Source organism: Candidatus Pantoea edessiphila (assembly GCF_002933335.1).
Lineage (GTDB): Bacteria > Pseudomonadota > Gammaproteobacteria > Enterobacterales > Enterobacteriaceae > Pantoea_C.
The window spans coordinates 46,848-68,148 of sequence record NZ_PDKS01000002.1; the positions used below are offsets into that span (position 1 = coordinate 46,848).

At 28.3% G+C, this 21,301-nt stretch carries 18 protein-coding genes; 9 read left to right on the top strand and 9 right to left on the bottom strand.

Annotation, left to right across the window (positions count from 1 at the left end):
* Positions 1-8: 8 nt before the first annotated feature.
* The 9 genes from murC to ilvI all read right to left on the bottom strand — a co-directional run bounded on the left by murC (position 9) and on the right by ilvI (position 11,529).
* Positions 9-1,460, bottom strand: coding sequence for a UDP-N-acetylmuramate--L-alanine ligase (murC, locus tag CRV11_RS01855; protein WP_136131644.1), 1,452 nt, complete (start codon positions 1,458-1,460; stop codon positions 9-11).
* A 53-nt stretch (positions 1,461-1,513) separates the two neighbouring features.
* Positions 1,514-2,584, bottom strand: a complete 1,071-nt coding sequence (murG, locus tag CRV11_RS01860) for an undecaprenyldiphospho-muramoylpentapeptide beta-N-acetylglucosaminyltransferase (protein WP_136131645.1) — start codon at positions 2,582-2,584, stop codon at positions 1,514-1,516.
* A 207-nt stretch (positions 2,585-2,791) separates the two neighbouring features.
* Positions 2,792-4,123 (bottom strand): UDP-N-acetylmuramoyl-L-alanine--D-glutamate ligase, encoded by a 1,332-nt coding sequence (gene murD / locus CRV11_RS01865; protein WP_136131646.1) that lies wholly within the window; start codon positions 4,121-4,123, stop codon positions 2,792-2,794.
* 2 nt (positions 4,124-4,125) lie between these two features.
* Complete coding sequence (gene mraY / locus CRV11_RS01870) at positions 4,126-5,205, bottom strand: phospho-N-acetylmuramoyl-pentapeptide-transferase (protein WP_136131647.1); 1,080 nt, start codon at positions 5,203-5,205, stop codon at positions 4,126-4,128.
* A gap of 8 nt (positions 5,206-5,213) precedes the next feature.
* On the bottom strand, positions 5,214-6,557 hold the full coding sequence (gene murF / locus CRV11_RS01875) for a UDP-N-acetylmuramoyl-tripeptide--D-alanyl-D-alanine ligase (RefSeq protein ID WP_136131648.1): 1,344 nt from the start codon (positions 6,555-6,557) through the stop codon (positions 5,214-5,216).
* A 1-nt stretch (position 6,558) separates the two neighbouring features.
* Positions 6,559-8,043 carry a UDP-N-acetylmuramoyl-L-alanyl-D-glutamate--2,6-diaminopimelate ligase gene (gene murE / locus CRV11_RS01880; protein WP_241974168.1) on the bottom strand — a complete coding sequence of 495 codons (1,485 nt, stop codon included), beginning with the start codon at positions 8,041-8,043 and terminating at the stop codon, positions 6,559-6,561.
* Between the two features lie 141 nt (positions 8,044-8,184).
* Entirely contained in the window at positions 8,185-9,120 is a 936-nt protein-coding gene (rsmH, locus tag CRV11_RS01885) for a 16S rRNA (cytosine(1402)-N(4))-methyltransferase RsmH (RefSeq protein ID WP_136131649.1), read from the bottom strand.
* Positions 9,121-9,303: 183 nt separating this feature from the next.
* The gene (gene ilvN, locus CRV11_RS01890) at positions 9,304-9,804 is read right to left on the bottom strand and encodes an acetolactate synthase small subunit (RefSeq protein ID WP_136131650.1); all 501 of its coding nucleotides are present in this window, start codon (positions 9,802-9,804) and stop codon (positions 9,304-9,306) included.
* 3 nt (positions 9,805-9,807) lie between these two features.
* A complete protein-coding gene (gene ilvI, locus CRV11_RS01895; RefSeq protein ID WP_136131651.1) occupies positions 9,808-11,529 on the bottom strand; it encodes an acetolactate synthase 3 large subunit in 1,722 nt (573 codons plus the stop codon).
* A 501-nt stretch (positions 11,530-12,030) separates the two neighbouring features.
* Between ilvI and leuA the strand changes: the two genes are divergently transcribed.
* From leuA to apaH, 9 genes are all read left to right on the top strand, one after another.
* Positions 12,031-13,602: a 2-isopropylmalate synthase gene (leuA, locus tag CRV11_RS01900; RefSeq protein ID WP_136131652.1), complete on the top strand. Its 1,572-nt coding sequence runs from the start codon at positions 12,031-12,033 to the stop codon at positions 13,600-13,602.
* The gene (gene leuB, locus CRV11_RS01905) at positions 13,596-14,717 is read left to right on the top strand and encodes a 3-isopropylmalate dehydrogenase (protein WP_136131653.1); all 1,122 of its coding nucleotides are present in this window, start codon (positions 13,596-13,598) and stop codon (positions 14,715-14,717) included. The genes leuA and leuB overlap by 7 nt, the downstream gene beginning before the upstream one ends.
* Positions 14,689-16,104, top strand: a complete 1,416-nt coding sequence (gene leuC, locus CRV11_RS01910; protein WP_136131654.1) for a 3-isopropylmalate dehydratase large subunit — start codon at positions 14,689-14,691, stop codon at positions 16,102-16,104. Before leuB ends, leuC begins: the two co-directional genes overlap by 29 nt.
* Position 16,105: 1 nt before the next feature.
* Positions 16,106-16,714, top strand: coding sequence for a 3-isopropylmalate dehydratase small subunit (leuD, locus tag CRV11_RS01915; RefSeq protein ID WP_136131655.1), 609 nt, complete (start codon positions 16,106-16,108; stop codon positions 16,712-16,714).
* Between the two features lie 264 nt (positions 16,715-16,978).
* The gene (locus CRV11_RS01920; RefSeq protein WP_136131656.1) at positions 16,979-18,259 is read left to right on the top strand and encodes a peptidylprolyl isomerase; all 1,281 of its coding nucleotides are present in this window, start codon (positions 16,979-16,981) and stop codon (positions 18,257-18,259) included.
* Positions 18,252-19,244, top strand: a complete 993-nt coding sequence (pdxA, locus tag CRV11_RS01925) for a 4-hydroxythreonine-4-phosphate dehydrogenase PdxA (protein WP_136131657.1) — start codon at positions 18,252-18,254, stop codon at positions 19,242-19,244. The genes CRV11_RS01920 and pdxA overlap by 8 nt, the downstream gene beginning before the upstream one ends.
* Positions 19,237-20,070, top strand: a complete 834-nt coding sequence (gene rsmA / locus CRV11_RS01930) for a 16S rRNA (adenine(1518)-N(6)/adenine(1519)-N(6))-dimethyltransferase RsmA (protein ID WP_136131658.1) — start codon at positions 19,237-19,239, stop codon at positions 20,068-20,070. The genes pdxA and rsmA overlap by 8 nt, the downstream gene beginning before the upstream one ends.
* A 142-nt stretch (positions 20,071-20,212) precedes the next feature.
* Positions 20,213-20,377: a hypothetical protein gene (locus CRV11_RS03680; protein ID WP_158674486.1), complete on the top strand. Its 165-nt coding sequence runs from the start codon at positions 20,213-20,215 to the stop codon at positions 20,375-20,377.
* Positions 20,378-20,473: 96 nt separating this feature from the next.
* Positions 20,474-21,298: a bis(5'-nucleosyl)-tetraphosphatase (symmetrical) ApaH gene (gene apaH, locus CRV11_RS01935; protein WP_136131659.1), complete on the top strand. Its 825-nt coding sequence runs from the start codon at positions 20,474-20,476 to the stop codon at positions 21,296-21,298.
* Positions 21,299-21,301: the final 3 nt, after the last annotated feature.

A 21,301-nucleotide genomic window follows, 5' to 3' on the forward strand; every position in this document is an offset into this window, starting at 1 on the left:
ATATTGTATTATATTGTTTTTAATTTAGAATATGCAAGATTAATTGCAATCTGCCCAATATTTCCAGCTCCTTGAGTTAAAACCACATCATTACCAGATATATATTTTGCTAAAACATCTAATATAAATTCAGGTTTTTTAATTAAAGTAGGATTTAATTTACCTATTTTCTGAATAGCATTACATAAAGCATTACTATCAGCTCCTGTGATTTTTTGCTCTCCGGCAGCATATACATCTAATATAAATAGTATATCAGCTTTAGATAGTACATTTGCAAAACTATTCAACATATCGCGAGTACGAGTATAACGATGAGGCTGAAAAATCATTAATAATTTTCTAGAAGGCCAACCTAATCTTATAGCCCGAATAGTTGCTTCAATTTCTGTAGGGTGATGGCCATAATCATCTATTAATATAGTATTTCCGATATTTCCATCTAGAGATTTTGTAGGAAATTTGCCCAAAAAATCAAATCTTCTCTTAGTACCTTTAAAATATTTCAGACCATTAATTATTGATTTTTCACTAACTCCTTCATTATAAGATACGGCTATTGCAGCTACAGCATTCAAAGCATTATGTCGTCCAGGAGCATTAAGACTTATTTTTAAACATATATGATCTTTTATGGTTAATCTAAAATAGCTTTTCATGCCAGATTGCACATAATTTTCAATTCTTAAATCAGCATGTTTGCTAAAACCGTAAGTAGTTATTGAGCGATTTATTTGAGGAATTAAGTCACGTATAACTGTATCATCTAAACATACAACTGTATATCCATAAAAAGGCACATTATGTAGAAAATCAATAAAAGCTTGTTTTAACTTTTCAAGTTTACCCTGATAAGTATCCATATGATCGTATTCAATATTTGTTACTACAGCTACTATTGGTTTCAAATATAAAAATGATGCGTCGCTTTCATCTGCTTCAGCAATAAAGTAATTACTATTTCCTGAATTTGCTTGAATAATTCCTGTTTTTGCTATGCAACCATTAACAAATGAAGGATCTAAACCACTTTCTATATATATACTTGCTAACATAGCAGTAGTAGTGGTTTTACCGTGTGTTCCTGCAATAGCAATACCATAACAAACACGCATTAATTCTGCTAACATTTCACCACGGCTTATTATGGGAATATTTTGTTTCCTTGCATAAATTAATTCTGGATTATTATTAGAGATAGCACTAGAAATGACAACTACATTGGCGTAATTTATGTTTTTATAATCATGATTAAAATAAATTTTTGCTCCTAATGTAGATAAATATTCAGTTATTAAATTAGGCATTATATCAGAACCAGTTATATAATATCCTTCATTAATTAATATTTTCGCAATACCTCCCATCCCATAACCACCAATACCTATGAAATGTATATGATTATTACGCTGAATTTTTGTTTTGATAAAGTTAAATTTTATTAATTTTTTTTTATTCATTACTTTAAGTGGTTTTCTTGTAATTATTACTATAATTGCATGAATATAATCATTTAATTTTTATTTTTAGATAAACTAACTATTTCTTGAGCAATCAGTTTAGTTGCATCATATTTTGCTAATTTTCTAGCATTTTGTGCCATTTCAAGTAGTTGTGATCTATCCCAGCTAACAATTGTTTTTACTATATCGTCGGTTATGGTTTTTTCATCTGGTTCAAATATTTTAGCAGCACCTACTTTAGCAAGATTTAAAGCGTTTAAATATTGATGACGATCTTTATGATGGAATGGTATAAAAATAGCTGCTAATCCCACAGCAGATACTTCACTGACTGTCAGTGCTCCTGATCTACAAATTATTAAATCTGCCCAAGAATAAGCAGAATAAATATCATCAATAAATTCAGTTACAATATGTTGCTGTTGGCCTAAATATATATAACTATCAATTATCTTTTTTTTATCTTGTTTTCCAGTTTGATGCCATATGATAATATCTTTACCTAAACAAGATGCAATATTTATCAAAATATTATTAATAATATTAGCACCCTGACTTCCACCTATAGCTAAAATCCTTATAGGACCCCTTCGACCTGTAAAACGTTCTTTTGGTATAGGTACTTTTAATATATCTTTTCTTATGGGATTGCCAACTAAATAAGCTCCAGGAAAAGCACCAGGAAATCCCTGCAATACTTTCGTGGCTATTTTAGCTAAATATTTATTAGCTAAACCAGCAATACTATTTTGTTCATGTAATACTAATGGAATGTCATAACTCCAAGCTGCTAGAGCACCAGGACCTGAAACATAACCTCCTGTGCCTAAAACTATATCTGGTTGATAAGATTTTATTATTTTTCTTGATTTAATAAAGGCATTAAAGATAGATATTGGATATAATAACTGAGTTATAATATTTTGTCCTCGTAATCCATGTATCTTAATAAAATGAATTTTGATTCCATATTGAGGCACTATTTTACTTTCCATATTGGTACGCGTTCCTAACCAACATACATTCCACCTTAGTTTTTCGATCATATAGTGAGCAACAGCTAAACCTGGAAAAATATGACCACCAGTACCTCCTCCTATAATCATTAATCTTTTATTCATTTATCACCTCATTACCATATTCCTAAAATAATATATCTTTAAATGAATTGTATAGAGTATACTTAACATTATATATTATGTAACACCATATTAAATATATGTAACACTCATATTAAATATAAATATTATTATAATAGCTCGTCAAACTAATTAACTACTGTTAAACTAATTGACTACGTTATTTTAAACAGGTTCATATTAAGCAATTTAATAATTTATGATTTGTTTTACTAGTTTAATGAAAGTATTTCCTCGATGTTCAAAATTTCGAAATTGATCAAAACTTGCGCATGCTGGTGATAAAAGTACTGTATCATGAGGTCTAACTAAAAAAGCAATTTGTTTTATTGCTTCTTGCATGGTTTCAGTAAATGTTGAATTTTCAGGACACAAAGCAGCTATCTTATTACCATCTTGTCCAAAGCAAAAAACTTTGATTTTTCTATTTATAATAGAATTTATTAATAAGGAAAAATCAGCACCTTTACTGTCTCCTCCTAATAATAACCATAATGTACCTTGTAAAGGCATTATACTGCATAATGCAGATAAGGTGCTGTTAACATTAGTTGCTTTTGAATCATTAATCCATCTTATTTCTTTATGTTCGCATATTAATTGAAAGCGATGTTTTAGTCCTATAAATGAAGACAATGTTGACAAATTGGATCCATATGGTAATTTTAACGCTTCAGCTAAAGCTAAAGCTGATATGGCGTTGATATGATTATGTTTACCAATGATGTTCATTTCGTCTGTATTAAAATTTTGATTATAATGGATACTTTTTATCCAAACTTTGCCATCTTTATTAAAAAGATAGTAATCACCATGGTGAATACCAAAACTAATATATTTTTGATTTTGCTTAAAAACCGGGAAAGTTGATTTATCGTCTTGGTTAATCACACAAATCATCGCCTTTTGATATATGCGGATTTTTGCAGCTCGATATTGATTGATACCTAATGGATATCGATTTAAGTGATCTTCAGATATATTGAGCACTGTAGCAATATTAGCTTTTAAACTGATAGTAGTTTCTAATTGAAAACTAGATAATTCTAAAATATATAATTGTTGCAAAGGTTTTTTTAATAAGCTAAGTGCAGGGACTCCAATATTACCACCTAAAACTACTTTGTAACCCGCTGCTTTTGCCATTTCTTTTATTAAAGTAGCAACAGTACTTTTACCATTAGATCCAGTAATTGCTATTATAGGAGCATTCAATTCACGACAAAATAATTCTATATCACCAACAATATCGATTCCTTTTTTAGCTGCTTCTTGCAATTCTGGATTATATATACTTATACCAGGACTCACAACGATTAAATCAGCTTTTAACAAATTATTAATATCAAAACCACCAAAATAGCATTTAACATATTTAGGAATCTTTTTTATCATAGGGGGTAATAAACGAGTATCCATTAAAATAGGATTAACACCTTTAGTTAAAAAAAAATCTACACATGATAATCCCGTTATACCTGCTCCAATAATAACAACTTTTTTATCAGTATATTTAAACATAATTAACGAATCTTTAATGTAATCAATCCTAATAAAACAAATATAAAAGAAACAATCCAAAAAAATAAAATAATACGAGGTTCAGACCATCCTTTTAGTTCATAATGATGATGAATAGGTGCCATTAGAAAAATTCTACGACCTAATAATTTAAATGAACTTACTTGTAATATAACTGAACAAGCTTCAATTACAAATATTCCCCCCATAATAAATAATAATAATTCTTGTCGCAACAATACAGCAATTGTGCCTAATGCTCCACCGAGTGCTAATGAACCAACATCACCCATAAAAATTCTTGCAGGATAAATATTGAAGTATAAAAAACCAATTCCTGAACCTATAATAGAAACACAAAAAACTATTAACTCTTTAGCATAGCTTATATAAGGTATATGCAAATATGCAGAAAAAGTTATACTACTAGTTAACCAAGATACTATACTTAATCCAATGGCTACAAATATGATAGGAACAATAGCTAATCCATCTAAACCATCAGTTAAGTTAACTGCATTTCCAGTTCCTACTATAACAAAATATGACAGTATGACATATAATATCCCTAGATGAGGCATAAAATCTTTTAAAAATGGTATTACCAACTGTGTTGAAATAGTATTGCTTCCAAAAAAATATAGCAATGATATAATAATAGAAATAATAGACATCCATAAGTATTTCCATCTAGCTATCAAACCCGATGAACTTCTATAAATTACTTTGCGATAGTCATCTATAAAACCAATTATACCAAATCCAACAAAAACAGTTATTAAATACCATATATAAACATTAGATAAACGTGACCATATTAACGTTGAAATTAAAACTGATACAATTATTATTATCCCACCCATTGTAGGTGTACTATGCTTTCTAAGATGAGATTTGGGACCATCATTACGTACGACTTGATTTATTTGTAATTTTTTCAACCAATAGATAAAGTAAGATCCAATATGCATTGATATATATAAAGAGGTCAAAAAACTACTAATAACACGAAAATATAAATGTGAAAATACATTAAAACCAGAATAAAAATTAGTTAAATAATCAATTAGAAAAACAAGCATAGTTTTCCCTATAATAACTCTTGTACTATTTGTTCCATGTTAGCACTACGAGATCCTTTAATTAAAATAATAATTTTTTGGTGCTTAAATAACAACAATTTTAAACGTTTAATTAATGTTTTTTTATTTATATAATGCTCACCTATTATACTGTTTTCACTGATTAAATGACTGTGTTTTCCTATGCTTATTATAAGATCTATTGACATATTTCTAGAATATATACCTAACGAACGGTGTATCTGATTACTCTTGTCTCCTAATTCAGCTAAATCGCCCACAACCATTACACGATAACCTGTCATTGATGATAATAATTTCATTGCTGCTTTCATTGAACCTACATTAGCATTATAACTGTCATCTAATAATATTTGATACCTAGATAAGTATATAGGAAATAATCTACCTGGAATAGCATTGAATGTTCTTAGACCATTGCTAACAGCCTCTAATTGTATTCCTAAAGAAAGAGATAGTGAAGTTGCAGCTAATGCATTAGAAATATTATGTATTCCTATTAGTGGAATATTAAGCTCTAGAGAGCCAAAAGGTGTTTTGACACTAAAACTAGTACTGGTTTCATTAGTAATGATATTATAAGCAAAAAAATCACTAAATCGATTTTTTAAAGAAAATCTCCAAACTGTTTTGTTTATTAAGTATTTTTGCCAATTTAACCAATCATTACTATCATCATTTATAATAGCAATTCCCTTATTAGAAAAATTATTAAAAATTTCACCTTTCTCTTTTGCAATATTACTTAATGATCCAAAACCTTCCAGGTGTGATGCTGAAATATTATTTACTAATACGTTTTCTGGATATACTAATTTAGTTGTATAACTTATGTCACCCTGACGAGCTGCTCCTAGTTCAATTACTGCATATTTGTGTTCGTTTGTTAGACGAACTAATGTCATAGGTACTCCAAATTTGTTGTTTAAATTACCTTGATTACATAGAGTGTGACCACATTGATGCAAAATTGCAGCTGTCATTTCTCTGACAGATGTTTTACCTGTAGATCCCGTTAGTGCAACAATACGAGTTGGTACTTGTTTTCGTACCCAAGCTGAAAATATGCCAAATGATGAAGTGGTATCTCTTACTACTACTTGTGGTATAGATATTGGCAAATATTTATTTACCAATAAAGCTTTAGCACCTTGAGAAATAGCATCATAAGCAAAATTATGCGCATCAAAACGTTTACCTATAATAGCAATAAACAAACTGCCTGATATTATTTGTTTTGTGTTAGTAGAAATACAATCAAATAAGCAATTATTTCCATAAAGTTTACCATCAGTTATTTCCGCTAATTTACTTAAGGAAACTGATATCATTTTAAATTTCCAATAATGATAGGATTGTTTTATGATCCGAGTGTTCAAAATAACGATCACCTATAATTTGATATTCTTCATGACCTTTTCCTGCAACTAAAATCAAATCATCATTTTTAGCCTGCATAATTGATTCACTAATTGCTTGCGATCGATCATTTATTACATTAACAGATGATAAATCTGAAAAACCACTTAAAATATCTTGAGTAATTTTATTTTGATCTTCCTTACGAGGATTATCTGCAGTAACAACAGTAATATCAGCAAATTTTTCAGCAATTGATGCCATAAGGGCTCTTTTACTTTTATCTCGATCTCCACCACAGCCAAATAAACACCAAAGTTTACCTATACAATATATACGTGATGATATTAAAGCTTGTTTTAATGCTTCTGGAGTATGAGCATAATCTATTATTACTTTTGGTTTACCTTTTTTAGATAATATTTCCATTCGACCTTTTATGGGTTTTAATTTAGATGAAACTTGCAATAAATCCTTTAAAGGATAATCAAGAGAAAGCAAAGTTGATAAGGCTAGAAGTAAATTGCTAATATTAAAATTTCCAATAAGAGAACTATTAATCTTACCTAAACCCCAACTGGAACTAAAATCTATACTTAATGCATGTTTATTAAAATTTATTTTGGTAGCTTGTATCCAACGTTTACTTATTATTTTGATTAGAAGATTGTTATTTATACTTACTGCAACTGCATTAGGAAAATCAAGTAACCATTGATAACCAATTTTATCATCAGCATTAATTATAATTTGTTCTAATTTATGTTTTAAAAAAAATGATTGTTTAGCCGCAGTATAATTTTTCATGTTTTGATGATAATCAAGGTGATCATGAGTTAAATTGGTAAACACTCCAGCTGAAAAAACTACATCGGCTATACGGTGTTGCGTTAATGCATGTGAAGATATTTCCATTGCGGTAAAATTGACATTTTCTTTATCTAATAGATAAAGGATTTTTTGTACATTAATAGCAGATTCTGTTGTATTATATGTTTTATTTAAATTGCCAACTAACCCGTATCCCATAGTTCCCATTATCGCACTTTTTTCTCCAAGTAGTTTTACCCATTGTGACAATAGATTAGTTACAGTAGTTTTGCCATTTGTTCCTGTTACTCCAATAATTTTTTGTTTTTTTCCGGGATTTTCGTAATAAATTCTACCTAAAGTTGATAACTTTTTATTAAGTTCTGATAAATAAATAATCGGAATTCCACTGTAATTATCAATTTTACCATTGGATCTATCATATGATTCAGCTAATACAGCAACAGCACCATTCCTAATTGCTTCTGAAATAAAATTTCTTCCGTCAACAAAACATCCTAAAACGGCTACGAATAAGTCACCTTTTTTTATTTTTCGACTATCTATTTGTATTTGATTAAAAAAACAATTCGGGATATATGCAATCCATTTGTTAAGTAAATCACTAAGGTTGTTAATCTTGTTCACTAAGTTTTCTCATTTATTTAAAATAATGTTTTATAAACAATAAAAATTAATTTATTAAATATATTAAACTAGAATCACTAGCCGTTTAATGAGATTAATGCAGAAAATTAATTTACATGATATACTCGAGTTTATGAAAATTTAACAAATTTTTTCAGCTACACGTAATATGGCACTATGTGATCTGGGATTGTTGTTTTTTTCTAAATATCCAGGATATAGTTTGCCTATTGATTTTAGTTGGATATTACTAATCTCTATAAGTTGTTTTTCTGTAATAGGTAAACCATAAGGCACCTGTAAAGGTTTGCTGAAATCATGTATAAAGTTTTTAACTATTCTATCTTCTAATGAGTGGAAACTTATAGTACATAATCGTCCTTGAAAAGATAGTATTTCAAGGGATCTTGCCAATATAATTCTTAATGCTTCCAGCTCTTTATTAATCCAGATGCGTATAGCTTGAAAGCTACGTTTGGCAGGGTGTTTAAATTTATTTTTTACCGGAATAGAATGTGTAATGATTTTAGCTAGTTCTTTTGTTCTTGTTATCGGTAATATTTTATTGCGTGCTGATATAGCATAAGCTATTCTTTTAGAGAATTTTTCTTCTCCATAGGTTTTTAATACATAAGCAATTTCTTTTGCACTGGAATTTAACAACCAATTTTCAGCAGAAATTTCAGTACTAGGGTCCATTCTCATATCTAATGGTCCATCATTCATAAAAGAAAATCCCCGATTGCAATCATCTAATTGTGGAGATGAAACTCCAAGATCTAATAAAATTCCATTGATCTTACCAATTAAATCCAGTTTGGATGCATATAATTTTAATTCAGAAAAATTTCCTTTTATAATTGTAAAACGAGGATCTTTTATATTCATACCTTCTTTAATAGCTTCGGGATCTCTATCTATTGCAATTAATCTTCCATTAATACCAAGCTTTGAAAGAATTAATCTCGAATGTCCACCTCTACCAAAGGTGCCATCTATATAAATACCATTTTTTTTAATATCTAAGCTATCAACAGCTTCATATAACATAACAGTATTATGTTGTAACTTTTTCATATATAATAATTATTTATTATTGATATTAATCTAAAACTATTTTTTACTTAAAAATTAGTTTAAATTAATTAATGTTATAAAATATATATAGTATTTTAAAATCTACTAACCAAGTAAGTGTGAATATATATCAAAAAAATAAGATAATTGCAAAATTTATTTTTGTGGTTATCAGGGAGTAAACTAATGTTTATTAATTGTAGTATAATTACCACGTAATAGTCCTATAATTCCCGAACGCACAATCTCAATAATTTCTGTTGTACTTTTAATAATACTTAAAAAAGAATCTAATTTGTTAGTAGTGCCTACAAGTTGTACTGTATAAATTATCTTAGTAACATCAACAATTTGACCCCTAAATATTTCTACTATTCTTTTGATTTCTTCTCTTTTACAACCCCTTGATTTTACTTTTACTAGCATTATTTCACGTTCCACACAAAATGTTTGATCTAATTCAATAACATATAATACATCAATTAATTTGTGTAATTGTTTTTCAATTTGTTCTAATATTTTTGCATCGCCAAATGTTTGAATAGTCACGCGAGATAAAGTCGGATCATTAGTAGGAGCTACAGTCAAACTTTCAATATTATAGCCACGTTGTGAAAACAACCCTACTACACGAGATAAAGCTCCAGATTCATTTTCTAGCAAAATTGATAAAACACGACGCATAATTTAAGTTCTCTCCTTTTTATTTAACCACATTTCATTCATGCTACCACCGCGAATCTGCATTGGGTATACATGTTCATCTTCATCAACGTTAATATCTACGAATACTAATTTACCTTCAGATATAATATCTAAAGCTAACAATAATTTTTCTTTTAATTCACAAGAACTTTCTATTTTTATACCAACGTGACCATATGATTTTGCTAAATCAACAAAGTTAGGTAATGATTTCATATATGATTGTGAATGTCTTCCTGAATAAATCATATCTTGCCATTGTTTCACCATACCCAATACATTATTATTTAAATTTAAAATTAAAATTGATATGTTATATTGCAGAGCTGTTGAAAGTTCTTGTATATTCATCTGAATACTGCCATCTCCAGTAACACAAATGACAGTTTCTTTTGGTAAAGCAATCTTAACTCCTAATGCAGCTGGCAAACCGAAACCCATAGTTCCAAGTCCTCCAGAATTAATCCAACGGCGCGGTTTATCAAAATAATAATAAAGAGCTGTAAACATTTGGTGTTGACCAACATCGGAGGTTATATAAGCATTGCCTCTTGTTAGCTGAAAAATAGTTTCAATTACTGCTTGAGGTTTAATTTTTTTACTTTTACGATCAAAAGATAAACAATGTTTATTGCGCCATGAATAAATTAGTTCCCACCAATTTTTAAGTTTATTAAAAGATTTAAATTCAATTTGTTTAATTAAATCTAACATAACATTTAAAATTTGTTTTATATCACCTATAATTGGTATGTCTGATAATATAGTTTTTGATATTGAAGTAGGATCTATATCAATGTGCATTATGATGGCTTCAGGACAATATTTTTGTATATCGTTCGTTGTACGATCATCAAAACGGACCCCAATAGCAAAAATAAAGTCAGCATTATGCATTGCCATGTTAGCTTCATAAGTACCATGCATACCTAACATACCCAAAGATTGCTTATGTGTTCCTGGAAATGAACCTAAACCCATAAGTGAAGTTGTTACTGGAATATTTAAGCATTCAGCTAGCTCTAATAGTTCATTTGCACAGTTAGAATTAATTGATCCTCCTCCAGAATAAATAATTGGTTTTTTGGAATCTAAAAGTTTTTTCAATGCGGTTTTTATTTGATTTTTAGGTATTTTAAAGATAGGATTATAAGATCTTATGCTTACCGAATTAGGCCATTTATAAGGCAATTTATTATTAAGATTTAATATATCTTTAGGTAAATCTATTACTATTGGTCCTGGTCTACCACTTGATGCTAACCAGAAGGACTTTTTTAAGATAATCGGAATGTCTTCAGTGCTCTTTACTAAAAAACTGTGTTTGACAATAGGACGAGAAATTCCAACCATATCACATTCTTGAAAAGCATCATATCCAATTAGTGCAGAAGAAACCTGACCAGACAAAATAACTAAAGGAATAGAATCCATATATGCTGTAGCAATACCAGTTATAGCATTTGTTGCTCCTGGGCCTGATGTTACTAATACTACACCTACATTACCAGTTGCACGTGCTAAACCATCGGCCATATGTACAGCTCCTTGTTCGTGCCGTACTAAAATATGATCAATTCCTCCTATAGTTTGTAAAGCATCATAAATATCTAATATTGATCCTCCTGGATATCCAAATATTTGTTTTATACCCTGATCTATTAGAGAACGAATAACCATTTCAGCTCCTGACAACATCTCCATTATTTGCCTCCAAAGCTTAGTAAATTTAACTTATTTTCCATTGTTTTTTTAGGTATGGTATTCACTAATATATGTACCTTTAATATAAAGGTATGTATTTTTTGTTTTAGGAAATTTTAAATAAAAAATCATACTTTATATATAAAAATAAAATTATTTGAATATAGATAATTTGTAATTATTATATTTATTGAAAGTAAGAAATAAAAAGATTTATTATTTCATTTTTTAAAAATTCAGCATTAATTCAATAATATATATATAATTTTCAAACAAAAATAATCGGGTTTTTTATAAAAAATCAGTATAGTTTATACAGATTATATTAATAGCACTATTCAAATGATGACTATTTCAGCCTTTTCAGTATAAGTGTTTTAATTTATTTGATATAACAATAATATTCTTAAATATCAAAAATTATTATTTTAAAACAAAAACCCGAGAATATTACGGGTATTTCTCGTATATATCATCAAGCAAAAAAACAAGGATAAAATAATGAACGACAACGTTATTATTTTTGATACTACTTTGCGTGACGGTGAACAAGCATTACAGGCTAGCTTAAGTGTTAAAGAAAAATTACAAATTGCTCTAGCATTAGAAAGGATGAAAATTGATATTATGGAAGTAGGTTTTCCAATATCTTCTCCTGGAGATTTTAAATCTGTTCAAACAATTGCAAATACTATCAAAAACAGTTGTGTTTGTGCTTTAGCTCGTTGTGTTGAAAAAGATATAGACATTGCCAATAAATCTTTATGCCTTGCTGAAAGATTTCGTATTCATATATTTATAGCTACTTCTCCTACTCACATTTTAACTAAACTTCGCAGTACTCTACCAGAAGTAATAGCAAGAGCAGCATATATGATCAAATATGCGCGTAATTACACAAATGATGTTGAATTTTCATGTGAAGATGGAGGAAGAACACCCATTGAAGATCTATGTCGTATAGTTGAAACAGCAATTCATTCTGGTGCCACAACAATTAATATTCCGGATACAGTTGGGTATACTCTGCCAAGTGAATATGGCAATATTATTGCCCAATTAGTCAATACAGTGCCTAATATTGATAAGGCAATAATATCAGTACATACGCATGATGATTTAGGAATGGCGACTGGTAATACTATGGAAGCTTTGCAAGCAGGAGCAAGACAGATAGAAGGAACATTAAATGGCTTGGGAGAACGTGCAGGTAATTGTGCGTTAGAAGAAGTTTTGTTAGCCATTAAAACACATCAACAATCATTAAAATTAAATACAAATATTGAATATCAAGAAATTTATCGAACCAGTCAAATAATTAGTCAAATATGCAATATGCCTATTCCATCGAATAAGGCAATAGTTGGTTCTAACGCTTTTTCACATTCTTCTGGTATCCATCAAGATGGAGTGTTAAAGAATCGAGAAAATTATGAAATTATAACTCCTGAATGTATTGGATTAAATAAGATCCAATTGAATCTCACATCTCGTTCAGGTAGAGCGGCCGTAAAACATAGAATGAAAGAAATGGGTTATAAAGATAGCGATTATGATTTAGATATTTTATATGATACTTTTTTAAAGCTAGCAGATAAAAAAGGACAGATTTTTGATTATGATTTAGAAGCTTTAGCTTTTATTAATAAACAAAATGAAGATCCAGAATATTTTAGATTAAATTATTTTAATGTAAAGTCAGGATCTAATAAAATTTCTAAAGCGTGTGTAAGTTTGATTTGCGGTGTTAATACAAAATCAGAGATTGCTACTGGTATTGGACCAGTAGATGCTGTATATCATGCTATTAATTTAATCACTATGTTTCATGTTGAACTTTTAAACTATAAATTAACATCTAAAGGTCATGGAGAAAATGCTTTAGGTCAAGTAGATATATTAGTAAATTATAAAAATCGAAAATTTCATGGAATAGGTTTAGCAATTGATATAATTGAATCTTCAGTAAAAGCTATGATTAATGCCTTAAATAATATTTGGCGTTCTAAGCAAGTTGAAAAAGAGCTAGAACGCAAACTAAAAAATCAAAAAGGAATTACATCAGTATGTTAAAAAACTATCACATAGTATTATTACCCGGAGATGGTATAGGTCCTGAAGTAATGGCACAAGCTATAAAAGCTTTAGATGCTGTTTGTAAGTGTTTTAATTTAAAGATTAATACTACTACCTTTGACATAGGAGGAATTGCCATAGATAAGTATGGAGAACCATTACCTAAAACAACAATTAATGGCTGTAAAACAGCTGATGCAATTTTATTTGGATCTGTAGGGGGACCTAAATGGGCTCATTTATCTCATAATTGTCAACCAGAAAGAGGTGCTTTATTAAAGCTACGTAAATATTTTAAATTATTTAGTAATTTAAGACCAGTAAAATTATACAAAGGTATAGAATATTTATGTCCATTACGTATTGATATTTCAAAAAAAGGTTTTGATATTTTATGTGTGCGTGAATTAACTGGTGGTATATATTTTGGCGAACCTAAGGGAAGAAAAGGCAAAGATATTTATGAATATGCATTTGATACTGAAATTTACTATCGTTATGAAATAGAAAGAATTGCTAAAGTAGCATTCGAATCAGCACTATTACGTCGCAAAAAAGTAACTTGTATTGACAAAGCTAATGTTTTACAAACATCAATTATGTGGAGACAAATAGTTGAAAACATTTCTAAAAAATATCCCAAAGTAATATTAAATTATATGTATATAGATAATGCTACTATGCAACTAATTAAGGATCCTTCACAGTTTGATGTTTTATTGTGCTCTAATATGTTTGGAGATATTATTTCAGATGAATGTGCAGCTTTAACTGGTTCTATAGGTTTATTACCATCCGCCAGTTTAAATGAAAAAGGTTTTGGACTATATGAGCCTGCAGGAGGATCTGCTCCAGAAATTGCTAATCAAAATATTGCTAATCCTATAGCGCAAATTTTATCTTTGGCGCTACTATTACGTTATAGTTTAAAATTAGATCATGCAGCTAAAAGCATTGAAAATGCTGTAAATATTGTTCTCAAAGAAGGATATTACACTAAAGATATATCAAAAATTAATCCAATCAGCACAGAATCAATGGGTAGTATTATCGCTCAATATATAGTTAAAGAGAATATAAGTAATGAAAACATTATATCAAAAAATATTTGATTCACATATTGTTCATAAAGATAATTGTTCTACAGCATTATTATACATAGATAGACACTTAGTTCATGAGGTTACATCTCCTCAAGCTTTTTATGGTCTCAGAATTAATAATAGAATAGTACGTCAGCCAAATAAAACTTTTGCAACTATGGATCATAATGTTTCTACAAAAACCAAAAATATTAAAGGATCTGGTGAGTTATCGAGAATCCAAATGCAAGAGTTAATAAATAATTGTAAAGAATTTAACATCACATTATATGATATCAATCATCCTTTTCAAGGGATTGTACATGTAATAGGTCCTGAACAAGGTATAACCTTACCAGGTATGACTATTGTTTGTGGTGATTCGCACACATCAACTCATGGAGCTTTTGGTGCTCTTGCATTTGGTATAGGTACTTCAGAAGTAGAACATGTTTTAGCGACACAAACTTTACAGCAAAATAGAGCTAAAACAATGAAAATCGAATTAACAGGTAATATATCCAGTTGTATAACCGCAAAAGACATCATACTTTCAATTATAGGCAGACTTGGCAGTAATGCAGGGACTGGATACGTAGTTGAATTCAGTGGATCCTTAATTAGTCAGATGAGCATGGAAAGTCGTATGACTTTATGTAATATGGTAATTGAAATGGGAGCTAAATCAGGTTTGATAGCTCCAGATGAAATTACCTTTAATTATCTAAAAAACAAACCATTTTCTCCAAAAGGTAAACAGTGGGAAAAAACAGTTAAATATTGGCAAACACTAAAATCTGATCCTGATGCTAATTTTGATTCTATCATAAAAATTAATGTTTCAGATATAGCTCCTCAAGTAACATGGGGTACTAATCCTAGTCAGGTAATATCTATTGATCAATTAATACCTAACCCTATTTCTTTTACTAATCCAATAGAACGTAATTCAGTAAAAAAAGCTCTAGATTACATGCAACTTACACCAGATACAAAATTGACAAATGTACATATTGATAAAGTATTTATTGGGTCTTGCACTAATTCAAGAATTGAAGATATTCGTTTAGCTGCTATGGTTATAAAAGGTAAAAAAGTAGCAAAAGGTATATCTGCAATGGTAGTACCAGGTTCAGGATTAGTAAAAATACAAGCAGAAAATGAAGGTTTAGATAAAATTTTTTTAGAAGCTGGTTTTGAATGGCGGCTACCTGGATGTTCTATGTGCTTAGCAATGAATGATGATCGTTTAAATCCAGGAGAAAGATGTGCCTCTACTACTAATAGGAATTTTGAAGGGAGACAAGGTCGAGGAAGCTTTACTCATCTTGTTAGTCCTTTAATGGCAGCAGCTGCTGCTATAAAAGGTCATTTTTTTGACATACGAAAATTACAAAAACAGGAGAATTTTCATTAAAATGTTAAATAATTTTATTCAACATACTGGAATTGTTGCTCCTTTAGATATAGTAAATATAGATACTGATACGATTATTCCTAAACAATTTTTACATAAAATATCACGTATTGGTTTTGGTAAAAATTTATTTCATAATTGGAGATATGAAGATGTAGAAGGAAAAAAATTAAATTTGGATTTTATACTTAATAAAAAAGAATTTCAATTTGCAAGTATATTATTAACGCGTGAAAATTTCGGATGTGGATCATCTAGAGAACATGCTGTTTGGGCTTTAATGGATTTTGGTTTTCGTGTAATTATAGCACCAAGTTTTGCAGATATTTTTTATAAAAACAGCATTAACAATAAACTTTTACCAATACAATTAAGCATAAAAGAAATAAATGAAATGTTTTATTTAGTTGTAAATCATTACGGTGTTATGTTTAAAGTAGACATAAAAAAATTAAAAATAATCACAGAAAATAAAATTTATCAATTTGAAATAGATGATTATCATCATAAATGTATGATGAACGGTATAGATAATATTACATCAACATTAGAACACGAATCATTAATTTTAAATTATGAACAGAAAAATCCTGATTTTTTTATAAATTAAAAATTTAATAAACTAATTTGACTGTTAATTATACACTATCTATTATGGTCTTTTTTTCATTAATTAATATTATTCCAGATTAATCTATTAGTTATAGTAGAAATTAATCAATAATTATTCAAGCTACTATTCTACTATTACCTGAATATATAATATACTCTACTATCAGTATATCATGTTTAATAAAACAATGCTATTAATTAATAATTAATGAAATTATATGTTTTATTACAATGAATAATTATCTATGGAATAAGAAATAATATGAAAAATTGGAAAATATTAATTATTATATTACTGGTCAGTGCTAATCTGTGTGCTAAAACTAAATTAACTGATAGTATTGCTGCAATAGTTAATAATGATATAATTCTCGAAAGTGAAATAAATGAGAATATAAATAATTTAAATATTACACAATATATTAACAATGGACAGTCATTAGATTATAAAAATTTACGTAATAAAATTATTAAAGATCAGATTATTGAAAAAATAATTTTTCAAATGGGAGAACAAATTGGTCTGGATATAACCAATGATAAATTAGATTTTATTATCAAAAATATATCTGCTAAAAATCACAAAAGCACAAGTGAATTGTATCAATATTTGTCACAAAATAATATGACATATGATACATATCGAAAACAATTACATAAACAAATAATAATGTCTATAATTGGTAATAAACAAATATTAAAGAACATTGTTGTTTACCCGCAAGAAATAAATAGTTACAGTAAAAAAATTATCTTAGATAAATTTAATGAAATCACAATTAATCTCAGTCAAATTATATTACCATTACCAGAAAATCCAACTAAAAAACAATTAAATGAAAAAAAAACATTAGCTAAAAATATTATTGATAGCCTTAAAAAAGGCGCTAGTTTTCAAAATTTAGCAAACAAATATTCTTCATTATTGCGGATAGAAAATTTAGGGTGGAAAAAAATTAAAGAAATACCTGATATTTTTGCTGAAAAGTTAACAAATTTAAAAAAAGACCTTATTGTTGGTCCTATTCAGAGCGGAGTAGGGGTACATATTTTAAAAATAAATGACGTTAACAATGATAATATTTATTTAACTGAAATGCAAATTCGTATTTTTCCTATTGAAATATCCTCTCATTCAATTGATAAGAAAGAAATTTTTATCAAATTAAATGATATTATTTACGAGTTTAATTCTAAAAAAATCAATCTAGAAAATGCTATAATGCAATTATCTAATATTTTTCCTCTTATAGAAAAAAATATAGATTCTAAATGGATATTATTTAATAATTCTTCAAAGAAAGAAATATACAATATATTAAGTAAATTAGAGAATACTCAAATGAGTAAACCAGTATATTTTAATGGACACTGGTATATCTTACAAAAATTAAATTCACATAAAATTAATAATACTGATACATATCAAAGAAAATTATCTTTTATGAATATTATTAATAGTAAAGTAAACGAAGAATTAGAATATCTAATTCAACAAAAATTGGCTCAATCTTACATAAAGATCATAGAAAATAATGACTAATAATTCTCGTATAATTATTACTCCTGGTGAACCAGCTGGAATTGGTCCTGATATAATTATTCAATTAGCTCAAAGAAATTGGCCAGTTGAATTAGTAGTATGTGCTTCTCCTAAATTGCTAAATGATAGAGCTGCTCAGCTTAATTTGCCATTAAATCTATATAATTATCATCCTGATATCGTCAACAAAAACAGGCAAGTAGGAAACTTGGCTATTATTCCTATTGAATTGTCAAATCCAGTAACTCCTGGTCAATTATCTATAGCTAATAGTAGATATGTAATTAAAACTTTAATTAAATCTTGTAATGAGTGTATAAAAGGAAAATTTCAAGCAATAGTGACAGGTCCAGTAAACAAATATATTATTAATAATGCTGGAATACCTTTTACCGGACATACTGAATTATTTGCACGTCTTGCATCAGCAAAACAAGTCGTAATGATGTTAGTAAACAAAAAATTTCGAGTGGCATTAGCAACTACTCATATTCCATTAAAATCAGTATCAAATTTTATTACAAAAAAACATTTATATAAAATCATTTATATAATATATGAAGAACTTCAAAAAAAATTTTTCATTAAAAACCCATCAATATATATTTGTGGATTAAATCCACATGCAGGCGATGGAGGTTACATAGGTACAGAAGAAATTGAAACTATTATTCCAGTAATTAATGAACTTAATATGAAAGGTTTAAAATTAACTGGACCAATATCTGCTGATACTATATTTCAAGAAAAAATTTTAAAAAAAGCTGATGTGATTTTAGCTATGTATCATGATCAAGGATTACCAGTTTTAAAATCTTTTAGCTTTACTAAATCAGTCAATGTTACTTTAGGTTTGCCATTTATTAGAACATCGGTAGATCATGGCACTGCACTTGAATTAGCTTCCACAGGAAATGCCAATCCTGAAAGCCTATTTATGGCTCTTAATTTAGCAATTGATATGATTGAGATAAACAATGAATAAATTTATATACCAAGATCATATTGTTCGGAAACGTTTTGGTCAAAATTTCTTAAATGATGATTTTGTGATTAAAAAAATAATATCTACTATTAATCCTCAGGAAGGTCAATTATTAATTGAAATTGGTCCAGGGTTAGGTGCTTTAACTCAACATATCTGTAAATATACTAATAAATTAATTGTAATTGAATTAGATTCTAATTTAGCAGAGAAATTAAAAGTAAATCCGATATTCGGTTCTAAATTGAGTGTTTTTCAAAAAGACGTAATGAAATTTGATTTTAAAAATTTGTCTTTTAAAAACAATCAATTACTGAGAATATTTGGTAATTTACCTTATCATATCTCTACCATATTGATATTCAACCTATTTAAAAATATTGGTTTAATTAAAGATATGCATTTTACTTTACAGAAAGAAGTAGTTGATCGTATGGTTGTTGGTCCAGGCAGTAAAATATATAGCCGTCTGAGCGTAATGACACAGTATCATTGTAAAGTAATTCCAATATTAGAGATTTATCCTAAATCTTTTATACCAATACCCAAAGTAAATTCCATATTCGTTAGATTAATTCCATATGATAAGTTACCTTATCCAGTAATTGATGTAAATTTATTAAATTATATTACTACTATCGCTTTTAGCCAGCGCCGAAAGAAATTAAAAAACAGTTTAAGTACAGTAATTCCCTTAAATACCCTTAAAAAACTTTCAGTTGATCCTGAATTACGAGCAGAAAATATTACAGTTTCACAATACTGTAGTTTAGCTAATTGGTTATCTAAGTCATTAAAACAAACTCAGGAACAAAAATATAATTAAATTAATTAGCAAGATAACAAAAATATAGAGTTTAAATATAGAATCTCAATATTATCCTAAAAAATACTGTTATATCTTTACTTATATAATAATAATTCGTAATATGAACTAATTTTAAAAGATATTAATTAAGCGTTATTAGTTGATTACTGATATTAATAGCCGAGAAGTTAAAATTCATAAAGAATCTATATTTTGGAGAAACACCTTGCTTGTTGAAACACCACTAAGCACTATTGTAAATTTAATCACTACTGTAAATAGTTTATCATTTAATAACCAATGTAAACAAGTAATAAATTATTAAAATAACTATTTTAGTTGTCATAGTTCTATTACAAATTGCATTTACTGAAATAAGGTTCATTTGACTAACGATAGATTATAGTTGGATATAAAATTTATGAGTACATATCTAATTGGTGATATCCATGGTTGTTATAGAGAGTTACTTGTTTTATTGAAAAAAGTTAATTTTCATCCTAAAAATGATACTTTATGGTTAACAGGTGATTTAGTTGCTCGAGGACCAAATTCATTAGATGTATTGCGTTATATTAAATCAATTGATCAAGATCAATGTGTAAGATTAGTTTTGGGTAATCACGATTTAAATCTTTTAGCCATTTATGCTGGAATTCATCATGCCAAATCTAAATATCAATTAACAAAACTTTTAGAAGCTGAAGATATCGAAGATTTAATTAATTGGCTTCGTTGCAAACCCCTAATACAAATAGATAATCAAAAAAAAATCATTATGTCACATGCTGGAATTACTCCTCAATGGGATTTAAAAACCGCAAAAACATGTGCATATGAAATAGAAAAGATACTTTCCAGTGACATGTATATGTTATTTCTAAATTCTATGCATGGAAATTTGCCAAATAATTGGAGTGAGAAACTTACAGGATTAGCTAGATTGCGATTTATTACTAATGCTCTTACAAGAATGAGATATTGTTTTTATAATGGTCAATTAGAGATGTTTTCTAAAAATATTTTAGAATCTAGAAATTCATCGTTAAAACCTTGGTTTAATATTAAAAATAAAATAACAGATGATTATACAATAATTTTTGGACATTGGTCTGCATTGCAAGGAAAAGGTACTCCAAAAAAAATTATTGGATTAGATACAGGTTGTTGTTGGGGAGGAAAACTTACTCTTTTACATTGGGAAGAAAAAAAATATTGGAGAATTAAAAAGTTAACAACTATTTAAATA